Raw genomic sequence first — 16,673 nt, 5'->3', positions numbered from 1 at the left:
GTGACAAATTTTATAAGGAAAGTGATTTTAGTTTATTTGGATCAACAATAGAGTAAATATTTACAATCAAATTTTTTTCTATTTCAAATATTTGACAATTTTTAAGTACCTCATTTTGATAAAATAGAATAGCAGGTTGGTGATTTATGATAGTGTGTTTAATCTCTAAACCAGTTAAAAAGGCTCTATAAACATAAAGTAATAGCTTAGAAGTGTTTGTTATACCGCTTGTTAATTCTCTAACTACTTTAATGTTTTTCCCTCCATCTGCGGCTAGTAGTATGTCTTTAGATAGTAGTTTTTCTAAAGCAGACAAGTTTCCATTTTGCATTGCTTCAATGTATTGCTTCAATTTTTGGTATTCATTTTTGGGAATACTATTGTTTTTTGTTTTGCTATTATTCAGTTTAATTTTTGCTCTACTTAATAATTTTCTTGAATTTTCAATTGTAAAACCAATGGTTTCGGCAATTTCTTTATGAGAATAATCAAAAGCTACTTTTAAAATAAAAACAGCACGTTCTTTTGCTGTTAATTTCTCCAGAAGCGTAAGCATTGAATAAGATAAAATCTCATTGTAATTGATGTTGTCATCTGCATTTTCGGTTGAAAGTGGCTCTGGAAGCCAAATACTATCTGTAGCTATTGCTTTTTTCTTCTTTTTTACATTAATCGATTGATTGATGACAGACTTGATTAAATATCCAATTTCATTCTCAATATGCTCTTTGTCAATTATCAAGTACTTTACAAGAATATCTTGAATAGTATCTTTTGCATCTTCAGAAGAACCAAGAATGTTATATGCGAATGGAAACAATATGTCGTGATAATTTTTCAAAATCTAATTATTATGTTTTGAAGGTATGACAATTTGAAAAGTGAAAACGTGACATTTTTTTAAAATGTATTAATTATTTGTACACTTTGATTATTCGTTTTTAGATGTTTTCTTACATATAATCATCCAGTGTTTTTCATTTGGTTTTTTTAAAGGTTCATTAATTTCTATTGTTTTTAAAATATTATAATCCCCAAACTCTTCTTTAATAGAAACTTCATCATAAAAGAAAAGATTAAGTCCTTGTGGAGAATAAAAAGTGTTATGTTCTAATTTTTCTCCTACTCCAAATCTTTTGTCATTTATAGATAATGCCACAAAAATCATAACTCCGTTATATTCTAATTGTGTATAGCAATCTTTAATTAATTTTTTTCTGTCGGTTTTATTTAAAAGGTGAATTAGTGAATAGCAGTAGATTGATTGATATTGGTTTTTGTCAAAAGGCATTTTAGTAACAGAGCCAAAGTGTATTTTTACGTCACTTTCAAAATATTTATGGGCTCTTTCGATAGCTGTTTTTGAGATTTCAATTCCAGTAACTTCAATTCCATTATCATAAAAAACCTTTGCATTTCTCCCGTATCCAAAACCAGGAATTAGTAGGTTTTTAATATTTTGCTTTTGTAATAATTTAAGAACTGTAAAGGAGTTGTCTGTAGGTTTTTCTCCCCACATTTTTTCATTATTTCTATAAGTTTCTTCCCAAAATTCAATCATCTTAATCGTTTTTTATACCAACATTATAAAAGTTTTAATTTTTAAAACTAATAGATTCTAAAACTTCATAGTTTTTCATTGTTAAACTATTTACGTCTGTTAAACTGGCAAATTTCATGGCATCTGTATCTTGCATAAATGTTTCTTGAACGTGTTCAACAGCCTCTTTGCTTTTCCAAACAAAGATATCCATGTAACCATTTTCTGTTTTTAAAAATTGTCTACTAATTAGACCTCTGCATTTAGAGCAATAATCTTTGTTAAATGCTTTTGAAGCTATTAAAAGTTCTTTGTGAGTTACATTTTTAGCCGTTTTGTAAGTGGTGATTTCTACTATCATGTTTTAATTATTTGTTTTAATTATTAGTAGCAAAACTACTAAGGTTGTTTTGTGCGAAACAATAAGATAGTTTAAGAAAATTAACTTTAGATAGTTGTCTTTTTTCTAATAGCACTTAAAAATTCTGGAGTTACACCTATGTATGAAGCAATTTGTATGTTTGAAATACGGTTTGACAAATTAGGATATTTATTTAGAAAGTAAAGATATCTCTCATGAGCAGTTGAGCTTATATGCTGAAGTACCCTTTCTTGTTGTTCAATAAATGCATTCTCTGTAATAATCCTCATATTTCTGTCGAACATAGGGGAATTATCATATAAATTAAAAAGATCTTCTTTTTTTATTTGTAGAATAATAGAAGCTTCTAAAGCCTCAATATTAAGTTTACTAGGAAGACTATTATATAAACTACTAAAGTCTGTTACCCATTTATTTTCGGAAGTAAATTGAAGGTTGTGTTGGTTTCCTTTTTTGTCAATATGATAGGTTTTTAAAATGCCCTTAACCACAAAAGTTAAGAAGTTGCAATTTTCTCCTTCTACTAAGATTTTTTCTTTTTTTTTAAGCTTCTTTTCTAGTACACATTGATTTAACATTTCAGTAGTTAAGTTTTCAATTGGCCAAAAATTTTCAAAGTAACCTAGAAGATGTTGTATTTTAATAGAATTCATTTTTAATTTAAACTATTTATATGTTCGGTTTCTATTTTTAATTTACTCCATATATCTTTCCAATTTTTATTTTTAATTCTAGCATTGTAAATAGTTAAATCAAAATTAGGAGTTGGTCTTACAATAAGGTTAAACAAATCATCTAAACCATAAGGCGCTATAAATTCAATTTGGTTTTCAAGATTCAGTCTTACAGCTATTGCAGTTGCTGTTTCTGGCCAAAAACAAATTGCTTCATTGCAATTAGCATATGGTTCGTGTCCATTTCTAATATGCATTATTGCTTGATTTTTTACAGACCATTTTAGATGCGAATTTAGTTTTCGTAACTTGTTTTCTATTTGCAAGTCATATTTTTTACTTGCGTTTGATTTATCAAAGTATATAACATCAATATCATTAAGTTCAGTTCTGTCTTTTCTATGTTTTTCATCCCAAACTTTGTTTCTTACAAAACCAGCTCCAATCCAACAATCATTTAAGTTTAAACCTCTAACAATTTTCAAAATGTTAGTCATCCAAATATCATTTTCAATGATTTCTATTAGTTTGATTTCTGATTTTTGCATTTTTCTAATTACCGCCAACGGTCTGGCTATGTGCCGTGGCGGGCTTTTGCCCGACATGGACATATAGCCTTTGTTGTGTGCAGTTATTTTTTTATTTCATTTTTTAAGTCCAACAATTTCAAATCTTTGTGGTAGTTCTCAATTCTTGATTGTGCATTTCCGTCAATTAATAAAATGACAATTAACATTGAAATGGTTGTAACACTAATTGCTCTCCAAGTTGGTGTATTAATAATTAGAATTAAAAATGCTGCTACGATAATTAATATTGGAACTACTTTAAATACAAATGCAAATTGCTTTAAAGTGCTTTTAGAACGTTTAATTTCGGAGTGATAAAAGGCAGTTTCATCGGTATTAAAATCCTTTTCAAACTGTTTAACTCTTTGAATATTGGTGTAGTTAGTACCGCTGCCAATTACTAATAGTAATATACCTACTACTAATGTTGGAATGATATAAGCCTTTGCTAAATCTGTTTTTCCTAATTGCCAAAATCCAGCACTTGCGATTAAAAAGCCAATAGCGAAGAAAATAAAGAAACGTGTTGAGAATACTTCGGCTTTTGCCCATTCGATTGATAGTTTTAATACATCCATATTTTCATTTTTTAATTACACACAACGTTCTCACAGATGACCTGCGCCAATATTTACTAGAACAGGTTACCCAAAAATTTATTCAATTGAAAGGTAATAAATTTTTAGGTATGTCAAGAGGCGTGGGGTATATGCTTTGTGGTGTGCTGTACTTTTATACTTTTAATTTGGCAACCTTGTTGATATCAGCTCCTTCAAGATGTTTTAAGGGATGAGGGTCATGGTATAAATTAATCATTGCTCTTCCAATTCTTGAAGTGGTTGTTACTGACTTCATTCTTTTTATTAAAGGAAATATTGGTTTAGTGATAACATAGAAAAAATTGTACAGTTTAGTTTTAGATTTCACACCACGTTCAGGTAAAATAACTCCTGGTCTAAACGCATAAGCATCCTTAAAACCTTTGTTTAAAATAAAATTTTCGGTTTTGCCCTTTACTCTTGCCCACATTGAGTAACCTTGCTCAGAACTGTCTGTTCCTGCACCTGAAACATATGTAAAAAGTATATTAGGATTTACATTATAAATTGCATTAGCTAGTGCTTCAGAAATTGTATAAGTGAGTTTATAATAAGTTTCTTCAGATATACCAGCTGATGATACACCCATACAATGAAAACAAGCATTATAGTCTTTGAATTCTACTTTAATTTTGTTGAAACTTGTAAAATCCTGATGCAAAATTTCTTTTATCTTGGGATGAGAAATGTCAATTGGGTTTCTGTTGATTAATAAAATCTTTTCAACTGTTTCATCATCAATACATTCCAACAAAACTCCCTTACCTACCATACCAGTTGAACCTGTCATTATAACTTTCATAACAAGTTATTCGTTTTTATGTTCGGAAACTTCAACCATAACTACTCGAATAGAGCCTGGTTTAAAAAGATTCTTTTCGTCTTCATTGATTTTTTCTTGAATTTCCGTGTTATTAATATCTTCTAGAAATTGATTGAATGCCTCTGGGTTAGACCAAATTGATTCTGTAACCACGTCATATTCTAATTCACCTGAAAAGCCTTGCGGGTAAATTATCTGGTTACCCAGAAGAAAATTTCTTCTTATGGTACATTTTTTTAAAACAGGAAGAAGTTCAACACATAAAGGTGTATGTTGGTTTGCATAGTAGTTTGCAAAATCTTCGTGAGACATCCCGTCTTTTCGCTTTGCAAATGTTAAATATTTTACCATTGTTTTTTTGCTTTAGAGTTAATTTAATTGTCTGTATTTGTTTGGTGACATTCCAACTTTCTTTTTAAAAAGAGTTCCAAAAGACTGTGGATATTCAAAACCTAAATCGTAAGCAATTCCACTAACTGATACATTTGATGACAATAATAGATTTTTAGCTTTTTCAATGAGGTGAAAATGGATATGCTCTTGCGTATTCTTACCTGTCTCTTTTTTCAGTAAATCACTCAAATAGTTTGGTGAAAGATTCACTTGGTCTGCACAAAATTTTACGGTTGGAATCCCTTGTTGTGTGGATTTTTCCGAATTAAAGAAATCGACCAATAATTCTTCGATTTTTTCTACAACATCCTGTTGGTGTGTACTTCGCGTATAAAATTGACGGTCGTAAAATCGATTACAATAGTTGAGTAATAATTCCAAATTAGAAACAATGACGGTTTGACTATGTTTGTCTATATTTTGCTGACATTCGTCTTCTATTGCCTCAATGCATCGCGAAATTTTTTCCTTTTCTTTTCCCGATAGATGCAACGCTTCATTGGACTTATAAGAAAAGAATCCATATGATTTTATGTTCTTGCCTAAATCAGATTTTTGAATTAAATCTGAATGAAAGTATAAGGCCCAACCGTTTTCATTTAATGTTTCAGGTAGTTTTTTTGCTTCGAATACTTGTCCAGGTGAACTAAAGACTAAAGTCCCTTCTTCAAAATCATAGTATTGCCTGCCATACTGAAGTTCACAATTCTCGAATTTTAAAGAAATCATATAAAAATCCCAGATGTATTTTTGATTGAACAGCTCTTTAGAGAGTTTAACATCCTTCATATTTACTAATGAAATTGCCGGATGCATAGGCTTGTTCAATCCTAAAAGGTGATGCATCTGACTAATTGATTTTATCTCTCTAAATTCTTCCATCTTGTTAATATAATAATTTGCATTTATAATGTCTTTGCATTATTTATCCAAAAAAGACCTCATTTGCGTGCATAGTATCCATATATTCTTTCCAAGTACAAACTTTTTCGTCTTTTATTTCCATTAGAATATGAAAATGATTATTGTAGGTTTTACCACTAATATGCTTTCCAAGAGATTCGGCTTCAATGGCGACTCGACTTCCTTCTACTGTCATAGCTTTTGTTTTAAGGCTCAGTCCTTCGGGAAAACCTTCTCTTGTTCTTTTACCTGCAACGATTACAAAATCTTTAGTATGTGTGCCTGAAATTGGCATACTACCAGCTACCCAAACAATAGCATCTTCTGCAAAAACTTCATTTACATATTCCCAATTATCATTACTAATTGCTTCTATTACTTTCTGTGCTAACACTCTATTAGCTTCAGTGCTTTTTACATTTTTCATTTTATTAGAGTTTTATATTAAAAATTGTTCAATTGTAATTTTATAACCATTGTTTTAATGCCTTTACTGTAATTTGTTCAAGCTTTTCTCTTTTTAATTCAATTTGAGCTTCGCTATGAGGTGGCATAATTTGGTCTTCTGCGACATATACTCCCGTAACCTCTTTATATTCGGAAGATATGGCTAGTCGTAGGATTCTGTCTGCACCCACTTCGGTTGGTGATGCCATAATATTCATCATAAATTGCATTAGTTTCGCTCCTCCTTTCAGGTGTCGTAATAAGTTTGATTTGATGTATCCAGGGTAGAGGTAATTTACCGTGACACCAGTAGTTTTAAGTCTTTCAGCTAAATCAATGGAAAACATATTTAAAGATAATTTGGACGCGGAATAATTATCATTGGTGGAAAAATCAGATTGTTTTTCAATTTCATCGAAGTTGATTTTTTCTAGAAAATCTGTGTTCGTAGTGATATTCACTATGCGAGCAGATGCCGATTCTTTTAGCCTTTCTACTAATAGATTGGTCAAAAGGAATGGCGCTAAATAATTGATAGCCCAATTCAATTCAAAACCATCTTTACTAACTGCTTTATCGGTAGAATTAATTCCAGCACAATTTACCAGAACATCTATGTTGTCGTATCTCTTTAAAATACGATGGGCACAATCTTTTACACTGCTCATAGATGCCAAATCACAAATTTCAAAATCTATTGTATTTTGTCTTTTTGGCAACTTCAATTCTTTAATTTGCTTCTGGACTTTTTGGGGATTTCGTGCTAACAAAACAATATTTGCATTCATTTGGTAAAGCATTTCAACAGCTACTTGACCTATTCCGTCTGTTCCACCTGTAAAGACAATAGTTTTCCCAGACAAATTTTTATCTGACTCAGGAATTGCATATTTAGAATTGGCTTTTTTTCGCTGAGGAAGGAACAGTTTGAGTAAAATACGTGTCTTTGCGTTTAATAATTTCATAGTGAAGTACTTGTTTTGTAATAAGAATTGTACCCATTCTCCCATACAGGAAGTTGTGATTTCATTCTTGATTTTAGAAACCATTTAAAAAACCAACCTGTACCGAAATGTTTTGGCTCAAAGTTTCCTTTGTATTTCCATAACATTCCGCCATTCTTCGATTCGTAGAAAAATTCTCCTCTGTATTTATTTACAGGCATACCTCCTTCGTGTACAGCATAACTGAAATAATTTGGTGGGTCAAAACCAACAATATCTTCGGTAAGATTTATATCTCCAATCAAAATTTTTCTAACAGCTCCCAAGCCCTGTGGGTGGTCTTTACCTTCTTTAAGGACAACAATTTCTCCCGCCATAATTTCGGATTGAGAATACCATTTATGGTCAACGAAAAACTCCCAGAATTTTTGAAGTTCTATAATTGGATAGAAGTGTGAAAGTTCGAAAGAAACTAATTTTGAATTTGCCATTTCAATTGTTTGTGATTTTATACCACAAAATTGCAGGCTTTTTATTGAAAGAAATTAAGCAGATTACGGATTATCTAATTCAATTTACTGTATTTGTTTTTTCCGCATTGCACACGACGGTTTTGTATATGAAAAGTAGCAGATTTTTAAGTACTAACTTTCCGGTTTATAACTGACCTTTATTTTATTATCTATCTTTCGTTTAAGTACTGAAACTACTATTTTTTATATATGTTGTAACAATCAAGCTTAATGATATCCTTATAGAATAATAAAGAAATTTTCCAATTATGAATTTGCATAAAATTATATTCACAATTATTTTTCTGATTACACCTTGCATGTTTTATGCACAGACTGAATCAATATTCAATGGTGTTAAGTTGAATGAATCACTAGAAAAAACTGTTCAAAAATTAAAAGAAATATCTAAAACAGTAGACACGATATCGGTCGACAATCCAAACTTTCCCTTAGCAAAATTAAAAGAGGAGCACTTAGTCTGCTCTCAAGTAAAGACTAGTAATGGAATAATTGACAAAGTTGTATTTACATTTGCCGACGACACGCTTAAATACATAGAGGTAAGGGGGAATGTACAGAAAGTTTTTGTAAGTAAGCGTATTGATACAGCCAGAGTATATTTGAACTATGATGTCTATGTTGCAGATAGGTTATTTTTAGATAAAAACAAGGATGCCGCTTGGATATTGACAAAAGAAGCAATGCATACTAATCTATATGCTTGGGAAAATCCGTATATAGATTTAAGCTATAAAGACGAAACCGAGCCTAATTCCTCAGATCAAATTCCGGCATTTCTTAAAATGGGAGCCACTATTGACGAATTAAAACCAATATTAGAAGCCCGTAGTAATTTTACTAATACAGAAAAACTAGATGGATCAGATCCCAATGCTCAAATTCAGATAAACTGTTTTGGTGTAGATTATTTGGGGTTTCCAAGAAAAATTGAAGCTCGTTTTGGAGATAATAAGCTTAATGTAGTATGGATTTTGACGGGAAAAGGAGAAGAAGATAGAATTAGAAGAGCCTTGATGAATCAGTATGGAAACCCAATTTTTAGTAACGATGATTGGGAGATTTTTAATAATTGGCAAGTTGGTTTAAGAAAAGATAAACCTGAAGTATTACTAATGGAAAAAAGGATAGGATTAGCATATAAAACGAGTTACTTTAAACAGTGATTTATGCTTAACTGCTTCAAATAATTTCATCCTGATTAGTCAGTTAGTCGTAATGAAGGTTAACGGTCTTGTATAACCGTCAGTTATGCGTTTTAAGTTGTTTTTTTCTGTTTGGTACTAACGCTCGTAATTCCGAGTGGATTCGGACGTAGTCGAATTCGCCGTAATTGCGGTTATACATTGTTGGGCATAGTTTTTATATATTATTTCTCATATATCTGAGTAATTTATCTCCTTCGGGTGTTACTTTATAATATTTCCCATCACCACTATATGTGGATTCTTTATATTCTAATAGTCCATATTCGAGATATTTGTCTACAGAATTGTGCACTACAGAAATTGGATCCCCTTTTTTAGATGCAACAGCCATTTCTTTGAAATCCTCAATTAACTTTAAAGCATTTAACTTATTAAATACGAGTTGTAAATCAGAAGGCTCTTCTTTTTTATTTGATTCAATACTTTCTTCTCCTTCTTTTTCTGCAACAGCCCTTTCTCGCTCTAAAATTTCTCCTTCCAATGTTTTTATTCTTGATTCAAGTCTTGATTTTGAATCTCTTTCTTTGTCAAGTCTGAATTGCAAATCATCTCTTTCGTTTCTAATAATTTCATAAGTTGATTTTAGTACAACTGATTTTGAGTCGGTTAGTTTATATATCCAAGGTTTAAGTTGCTTTTCAAATAAATTTACAATTGCACGAGAAATATTCAGTAATAGAAAAGTAATTATTAATACGCCGAAAGTCCAAAGAATATTATTTAAAATACCTTCAATAAATGAATTGTTTTTATAATATTCCTTAATAAAATTCACCTTAATTTCTAAGGTGTCGCTTGAATCAAAATTAAAAAGAGAGTAGACCAATTCCCAATTTCTAATAATCCAAATAATTAAATATGTACCTAAAAATGGATTGGTTGTCTTTTCTTTGAAATTATCTCGGAATGATAGAAAAATATCTTTTATCATCGTTTTATTAAATGTCTCGTCCTAAAATACGGCTACAGATTAAAATTGGTTTTAAGCGGCGTCTTTGCTTGCTAGGGTGGCTTAATGAGTCCTTCTTACGAAATCCACCCTAGACTATGATTTCTAAAGCGAATTGAGCGTTGAGCGCTTGATTGAGCCGAATTTTTCAATTTAGCCGGAGTAAAAGCGCCGTTTCGGATGGCAAGCCTCGCCGGTTTTATCCGATTGACAAGTTAGTAAAAAAATGTAGGAAGTTTAATTCGTTTACCCATCTAAGCCATAAATTATATACGTTGTTGGCATTTTGTTGCTTATGGTTATATTTCGAATTCGGGAATAATTTTTAAAATTTCCGATAAGCATTTAACGGCATTTTCAGAAGCTGGTTTTCTCCATTTATCATCTTTTTCAAAATCGGCATGGTCAGAAATACCACGAATGACTAAAACTCCATGAATGGGTTGAAATTCGGATAATCCATCTTCATAAAATGCTTGTAGAAACCCTCCAGCTTCCATTTCGAGCGCAAGGGTCTTAGAGTTAACTTCAAGCAACCATTCTTTTATACTTGATGCATTATCTGCAATTACAGCTTCTCCGCTTCCAATAGGACCAGTCAAAATTTGAAAATCCTCATTTAAAGAATCTTTTTCTGCCTTGAAAACTGCCGGCTCATTATGTATTACAAAAAATTTATTGATAACTTGTTTTAGCTTTACTTCAATTTTATACATTTCGCCCCTCCGATTTGTTTTATTAGGGACTTCCTTTCTATTCTCGTAATAAATAACCTGATTTGCAATCACCACATCGCAAAGTTCAAGATCTTTTGAAATGCTTCCTGCTATACCAAGTAAAATAATTAATTTTGGTCGATAAGTGTTTACTAGAGCATTATATGCAGGGATAACTGATCTATTTCCAATATCTAATTGCTGAGTTACAACAATTTTATGTATTCCCTTTTCAGAAGCCTCTGTAACACCTTCATAGAAGGATCGTCCGTTTTTTAAAATATCATTTTTTGGATTTATTCGTAGATGCTTTAAAACAGCCCTTGTTTCGTGAGTTACAACAGTAATAACACCTATGTCTGCGTTTTCTTTGGTCATCTTGCTTGAGTATATATATTGTTCGTAGATAAAATTGTTATTAAAAACACCTTGATCCTTAATTTCTAGCGAAGAACGTAATTCATATTGATATTTTTCTGGTTCCAATAATTTGTTGAACTCCGAGTTTAGAATTTCTTTATTTTCTATTAACGAAATTAATTCGCTTTCTTCGATATTTTTCTGAAAATCTATAGTAAAAAATTCAGATAACAGCGAAACTTGTGTCCAAAAATTACCGAATTTAATATTCGAACTATTTGTTCCAGCTGTCTTTATTCTAAAGTCTTCAGGTAACTGTCCGAATATTACGCATTTAACTTTTAAAGTCGATGTGAATTTTTCGATAATTTTATGCACTAAATCTACTAAGGTGGTAGAGCTAAGTGAACCATTCGAAGCAAACCATACTCCTCGTTCTAGCACGTTTTTGTCATGTGGTATTTGAATAATTAAATCTTCCTGGTCTTCAGAATTATTTAGGTCTATTTTATATTGATCGATGAAGTCAAAAATTTCTTTCCAGACTCTTTTTTTTAAAAAAAATGAACTTTCATCAATGTCGATATATAATGTGTGGTTAAACCTCTGAATATTTTCAATTTTTCCAAATTTATTTACGAGTAGATCTGTGTTGTCCAATAATACCTTTGAGTTATTTACTAAACTTCTAATTTTAGTTAAAACTATTTTAATATTTGCCAAGTGGTCAGTTTCAGAAAGCTCATTTCTTTTATTGATTAAACTTTCGACGAATGGTATAATTTCTCGAGTCCGTTTATTTGATTTATATTTTGTAAGCTTTTTGTGATACTCCTTAATTTCTTCAAACCTCTTATTTTTTAGATTATTGTTTTTATTAATTTGAATTTTACCTTCTGGAATAGCAGTATTTCTAAGACTATAGTCTAAAATCCTCAAATAACTGTTCATTGAAATAAGCCATAGTCCTTGATTAATTATGCCTTTATAAAGATCTTTATCAATTGATTCTATATTCCAATCTTTATTTGGAGACCAAAATTCTGCCCATATATTCTTCAAATATTTTGGCTCGATAATATTTTTAATATGATCAATTAATTTCAAGGCATCTTTTTCAATGAACCAAAAGAATTTTTGTTGGCCGCTATTGATAGCTGTAAAGGCCAGATTTGAATTTCTAACCCCTTCAGCTAATTGATAATGCATTTTTTTATTATGAAAATTTCGTTCTAAATATTGCTGATAATATCTCCATTTCTTGTTGAAGATGTTGATTTCTGCTGCCAAAGATTGTAGACAATCTTGGGGATAAACACAGGCTGTCAGTTTCACTAAATCATTGTCTTTTGAAATTATTTTCTTCTTCATTAATTCTCCAAACACCAATCCAATATTTTCAGCTTTTCCTTCAAGTTTTTCATCTAACGAGATATTAGGAAACTGATTAAATCTGTATAGATTTTTGATTGGTTCTTTGATAATTATTCCTTTTTCTAAAAGTACATTAGATAGCCATAAATCTTTTTCCCCGGGTTCTAGGAAAGGTTTGGAATTAATTGATTCGCCGATTTCATATTCTTTGAAAGTTGCCACAGGTCCATAAAGATATGATTTAATAGAAGCAACAGCAGTTAAATGACCCTTTTTTGAAGTTATAGTATCCCTTTGGGGAATATTTGTTATAATTGGATTGAGAAATTTATTTTGTATGCCAATTTTTAATAACAACACAGTAAGTTTTTCTAACCAAATGTGCTGTAAGTTCTCACTTCCTAGTGATTCCGAAAAAGCTTTAATTACTATGGCTAAAAGTTTTTCCTCTTTTTCTCCGAAAGGGACATCTTCTCCATGTCTATAGGCTCTATAGATGAGTTTTTCCTCTGAATCGTCAACAATTATAGGAACTGCTATTCCGATATCAATAGCCTTGTCTAAGAATGATGAAACGATTTTAGCGGAGTTTATATCCTCAGAAAAATCTAATAGTTTTATTAAGAAAGACAAGGAAAATCCCTTCTCCAGACGATTTACTAGTTTTATATATTCAGGATTTTCAAAGACGTTACGGCCATACTTTTTTACAGTCTCCCATGCTTTCTTTTCCTTCTCATGATACAATCTAAGAAATGGCTCGGTTAATAATAAATGTATTGATTCAACATTTTCATCATCGCGTTTATTATGGGGAATATAGTCAAGATTATCGATGTTAATTTCGTCAGGTTCTAAATGAATGTCATTTAAAAGCACTGGAACAGTTTTGACTTTCATTAATTTCAAGAACGAAGAAATAATATCTTGATTATAAAGTAGCCTTAGTGACGAGACATCATGATTTATTTCAACTTTTGCATTTATAAATTTCGAGATAGAATTTACCCAAAACTCCGCAAGTATAGAGGCTAAAAAATATTGTATAAATCGTAGTTTTGATGATTTGGTCTTTATCTGATTAAAAGTGTCATCACTATTAATCATCTTAATCGATTCAAATAGGTCATCGATATTGTTGTAACTTAATGGCTTTAAAACTACAACTGGGAGTATTTTTAATATATAAGAATTCTTATCTTTTTTTAAATATTTCCCAAATGCTCTTATTTTTAGCATTGCAAATTTAGATGCTTTTATACCGAGTAATTGATCAAATTCGTCCTCAAGGCTGAAATTTGGAGTAAATGAATATGTGAAGGTGTTATGCCTGTTTTGAAGGTACGACGTTCCGTCCTCTAACGTCCAATTAGTGAGTTGTACAAATCTTATAAAATCATTTTCTAAGATGTTTACTTTACTGATATATGGGAAGTCAACATTGTAAGGTCTTGGAAATATTGATAAAGCGTTTACGATATCTGAACATACCTTAATACATTCGGTATGTGACAACTTTAAATATGGTTCTAAAAGATAACTTTCTTGAGTATCGTCATTAATAAGTAAATCTTCAACAAAATGCTCTTTATCTACCGTAAGTACGGAAACAGAAATATTTTCTACGTTTACTTTTTTTAATTTATTGATAGTTTTAAATAAGGTCGTACCAGAAATAATTGTATCATCAATAATCGCTATTCTTTTTCCTTTTAACCATTTTGTGTCTAAATCTAATATCCTTTCTGATGTAATAAAACCATCTAAGCTGGTGAGATTTAGTTCTTGAAGACAATCTATGAAACAGGCAGCTTTTCGCGCCATCAGTATAAAAACGTCAGCATTCATAGAATTTAGCCGTTTTCCAAATTCAATTATTTCACTTTTAATTTTCGGATCAAATTGATCAAGAAATAAATCTTTCGTTTTCATAGAATTGATTTCTAAACTTATTAATTACCAAATTTTATTAGCAATAAATGCCAACTTCTCACAACATCAATTGTATAGCCTTTATCCCAATACACAGCCAGGGCAGCCTATTCTTTATGTAGCGGTTACCCTAAAGATACATCTTTTAGCAGCACCGCAAAAAACAAAAATCCCCAACCTTAAACAGATTGGGGATTTTCTATTACTATATGATTCTGGGTTTAAGATCCCGCAATGCGGCGGGATAAGCACCTAGAAGCTTCTGCTTACTTCACTTCCTCAAAATCTACGTCTTCTACATCGCTGCTTTCTTTAGCATCGCTTGTAGCTTCTGTATCTACATCCGGTCCTGGAGCAGCTCCTGCTTGTCCTTCGGCTTGTGCTTTGTAAATCTCTTCACTTGCCGTCTTCCAGATTTCGTTGATGTTCTCAAGCGCTGGCTCGATTTTCTCAACTTCTCTTGTCTCGTAGGCTTTCTTCAAGTCTTCTAAAGCACCTTCAATCTTAGTTTTGTTATCTTCAGATAACTTATCGCCAGATTCTTTCAGTAACTTTTCAGTTTGAAAAATCATTGCATCAGCCTCATTGATTTTATCGGCTGTTTCTTTCGCCTTCTTATCACTTTCTGCATTCGCTTCAGCTTCTTGCTTCATTTTCTGAATTTCCTCTTCGGTTAATCCAGAAGAAGCTTCAATTCTAATGTCCTGCGTTTTATTTGTTGCCTTATCTGTAGCACTTACTTTAATGATACCATTGGCATCAATATCAAAAGTTACTTCAATTTGTGGCACCCCACGTTGCGCTGGTGGAATTCCGTCTAGGTGAAAACGACCAATTGTCTTGTTGTCGTTTGCCATTGGGCGCTCACCTTGCAATACGTGAATCTCTACAGAAGGCTGATTGTCTGCTGCCGTAGAAAACACCTGACTTTTCTTCGTTGGGATGGTAGTGTTTGCATCAATCAACTTTGTCATTACGCTACCCATGGTTTCAATACCAAGTGATAGTGGCGTAACATCTAGTAACAATACATCTTTTACATCTCCAGTTAATACCCCACCTTGAATTGCAGCTCCTACCGCTACAACCTCATCTGGATTTACTCCTTTATTAGGCGCTTTTCCGAAGAACTTCTCTACCGCGTCCTGAACCGCAGGAATACGTGTAGAACCTCCTACCAAGATAATCTCATCGATATCACTCTTTGAAAGTCCAGCAGCTTTTAGTGCTTTTTCACAAGGGGCAATAGTTCTCTTTACTAAATCGTCTATTAATTGCTCAAACTTAGCACGTGTTAACGTTTTCACCAAGTGCTTCGGTCCGCTAGCGGTAGCCGTTACATACGGTAAGTTAATTTCAGTTTGTGCAGAAGAAGACAATTCAATCTTTGCTTTCTCTGCAGCTTCTTTTAAACGTTGTAATGCCATTGGGTCTTTACGAAGATCCATATCTTCAGCACTCATAAACTCATCTGCCAACCAGTTAATAATTTTCTGGTCTACATCGTCACCACCTAAATGTGTATCACCATCTGTTGCCAATACTTCAAATACACCATCTCCTAATTCAAGGATAGATACATCATGCGTACCACCACCAAAATCGAATACTACAATTTTCTGATCGGTGCTCTTTTTATCTAATCCGTATGCCAATGCAGCCGCTGTAGGCTCATTGATAATACGTTCTACTTTTAATCCAGCAATTTCTCCGGCTTCTTTAGTAGCCTGACGCTGACTGTCATTAAAGTATGCTGGTACAGTAATTACCGCACGACTTACATCCTGACCAAGATAATCTTCTGCCGTTTTCTTCATTTTCTGAAGAATCATAGCACTTAATTCTTGTGGAGTGTACAAACGACCATCGATATCTACACGTGGTGTATTGTTGTCACCTTTTACCACTTTATAGGCTGCGCGTTCTGCTTCTTTACTAGACTCAGAAAATTTATTCCCCATAAAACGCTTGATAGAAGCAACTGTTTTTGTTGGGTTGGTAACTGCCTGACGTTTTGCAGGATCACCTACCTTAATTTCGCCTCCTTCTACAAATGCAATCACAGAGGGAGTTGTTCTTTTTCCTTCGGCGTTAGGGATTACCGTTGGCTCGCTACCTTCCATTACCGAAACGCAAGAGTTAGTTGTCCCTAAGTCGATTCCAATTATTTTACTCATATTATTAGTGTTATATTTTTTAAATTGAATTTTCTTACGCTCTCTATAAGTCAAGGACTATGCCATTGCAACCTAACTGACAGGGTGTCAGAATTCATCCTAAAACAGCGCATTTTTCGTCAGTACAAGCACTATAGCCCAATTGCAGTA

At 32.2% G+C, this 16,673-nt stretch carries 16 protein-coding genes; 1 reads left to right on the top strand and 15 read right to left on the bottom strand.

The genetic code is table 11. The features are described from left to right. Nucleotides 1-10: 10 nt before the first annotated feature. The 12 genes from G5B37_RS00230 to G5B37_RS00175 all read right to left on the bottom strand — a co-directional run bounded on the left by G5B37_RS00230 (nt 11) and on the right by G5B37_RS00175 (nt 7,765). Entirely contained in the window at nt 11-841 is an 831-nt protein-coding gene (locus tag G5B37_RS00230) for a sigma-70 family RNA polymerase sigma factor (RefSeq protein WP_263649817.1), read from the bottom strand. Nucleotides 842-931: 90 nt separating this feature from the next. Then, on the bottom strand, nt 932-1,561 hold the full coding sequence (locus tag G5B37_RS00225; protein ID WP_164678046.1) for a class I SAM-dependent methyltransferase: 630 nt from the start codon (nt 1,559-1,561) through the stop codon (nt 932-934). A gap of 34 nt (nt 1,562-1,595) precedes the next feature. Further along, nucleotides 1,596-1,901 carry a hypothetical protein gene (locus G5B37_RS00220; RefSeq protein WP_164678045.1) on the bottom strand — a complete coding sequence of 102 codons (306 nt, stop codon included), beginning with the start codon at nt 1,899-1,901 and terminating at the stop codon, nt 1,596-1,598. Between the two features lie 86 nt (nt 1,902-1,987). After that, on the bottom strand, nt 1,988-2,575 hold the full coding sequence (locus tag G5B37_RS00215; protein WP_164678044.1) for a Crp/Fnr family transcriptional regulator: 588 nt from the start codon (nt 2,573-2,575) through the stop codon (nt 1,988-1,990). Nucleotides 2,576-2,577: 2 nt separating this feature from the next. Continuing rightward, nucleotides 2,578-3,144, bottom strand: coding sequence for a nucleotidyltransferase family protein (locus tag G5B37_RS00210; protein ID WP_164678043.1), 567 nt, complete (start codon nt 3,142-3,144; stop codon nt 2,578-2,580). Nucleotides 3,145-3,227: 83 nt separating this feature from the next. Further along, complete coding sequence (locus G5B37_RS00205) at nt 3,228-3,743, bottom strand: hypothetical protein (RefSeq protein ID WP_164678042.1); 516 nt, start codon at nt 3,741-3,743, stop codon at nt 3,228-3,230. Nucleotides 3,744-3,897: 154 nt separating this feature from the next. After that, nucleotides 3,898-4,566: a Rossmann-fold NAD(P)-binding domain-containing protein gene (locus G5B37_RS00200; protein ID WP_164678041.1), complete on the bottom strand. Its 669-nt coding sequence runs from the start codon at nt 4,564-4,566 to the stop codon at nt 3,898-3,900. Between the two features lie 6 nt (nt 4,567-4,572). Then, nucleotides 4,573-4,938: an EthD domain-containing protein gene (locus G5B37_RS00195; RefSeq protein WP_164678040.1), complete on the bottom strand. Its 366-nt coding sequence runs from the start codon at nt 4,936-4,938 to the stop codon at nt 4,573-4,575. 18 nt (nt 4,939-4,956) lie between these two features. Next, nucleotides 4,957-5,862, bottom strand: a complete 906-nt coding sequence (locus G5B37_RS00190) for a helix-turn-helix domain-containing protein (RefSeq protein WP_164678039.1) — start codon at nt 5,860-5,862, stop codon at nt 4,957-4,959. Nucleotides 5,863-5,905: 43 nt separating this feature from the next. Beyond that, entirely contained in the window at nt 5,906-6,310 is a 405-nt protein-coding gene (locus G5B37_RS00185) for a nuclear transport factor 2 family protein (RefSeq protein ID WP_164678038.1), read from the bottom strand. A gap of 40 nt (nt 6,311-6,350) precedes the next feature. Further along, a complete protein-coding gene (locus G5B37_RS00180) occupies nt 6,351-7,295 on the bottom strand; it encodes an SDR family NAD(P)-dependent oxidoreductase (RefSeq protein WP_164678037.1) in 945 nt (314 codons plus the stop codon). Continuing rightward, nucleotides 7,292-7,765, bottom strand: coding sequence for an SRPBCC family protein (locus G5B37_RS00175; protein ID WP_164678036.1), 474 nt, complete (start codon nt 7,763-7,765; stop codon nt 7,292-7,294). The genes G5B37_RS00180 and G5B37_RS00175 overlap by 4 nt, the downstream gene beginning before the upstream one ends. Nucleotides 7,766-8,055: 290 nt before the next feature. Between G5B37_RS00175 and G5B37_RS00170 the strand changes: the two genes are divergently transcribed. Continuing rightward, the gene (locus tag G5B37_RS00170; RefSeq protein ID WP_164678035.1) at nt 8,056-8,973 is read left to right on the top strand and encodes a hypothetical protein; all 918 of its coding nucleotides are present in this window, start codon (nt 8,056-8,058) and stop codon (nt 8,971-8,973) included. A 196-nt stretch (nt 8,974-9,169) separates the two neighbouring features. On the opposite strand, the gene G5B37_RS00165 is transcribed toward G5B37_RS00170, so the two are convergent. From G5B37_RS00165 to dnaK, 3 genes are all read right to left on the bottom strand, one after another. Then, on the bottom strand, nt 9,170-9,946 hold the full coding sequence (locus tag G5B37_RS00165; RefSeq protein ID WP_164678034.1) for a hypothetical protein: 777 nt from the start codon (nt 9,944-9,946) through the stop codon (nt 9,170-9,172). A gap of 317 nt (nt 9,947-10,263) precedes the next feature. Next, nucleotides 10,264-14,346 (bottom strand): phosphorylase family protein, encoded by a 4,083-nt coding sequence (locus tag G5B37_RS00160; protein WP_164678033.1) that lies wholly within the window; start codon nt 14,344-14,346, stop codon nt 10,264-10,266. A 266-nt stretch (nt 14,347-14,612) separates the two neighbouring features. Continuing rightward, entirely contained in the window at nt 14,613-16,523 is a 1,911-nt protein-coding gene (gene dnaK, locus G5B37_RS00155) for a molecular chaperone DnaK (RefSeq protein ID WP_164678032.1), read from the bottom strand. Nucleotides 16,524-16,673 lie beyond the last annotated feature (150 nt).

It is taken from the genome of Rasiella rasia (genome assembly GCF_011044175.1).
GTDB classification, from domain to species: Bacteria; Bacteroidota; Bacteroidia; order Flavobacteriales; family Flavobacteriaceae; genus Marinirhabdus; species Marinirhabdus rasia.
The sequence above is the reverse complement of the archived record's forward strand: the minus strand, read 5'-3'. Positions and strand labels throughout refer to the sequence as shown.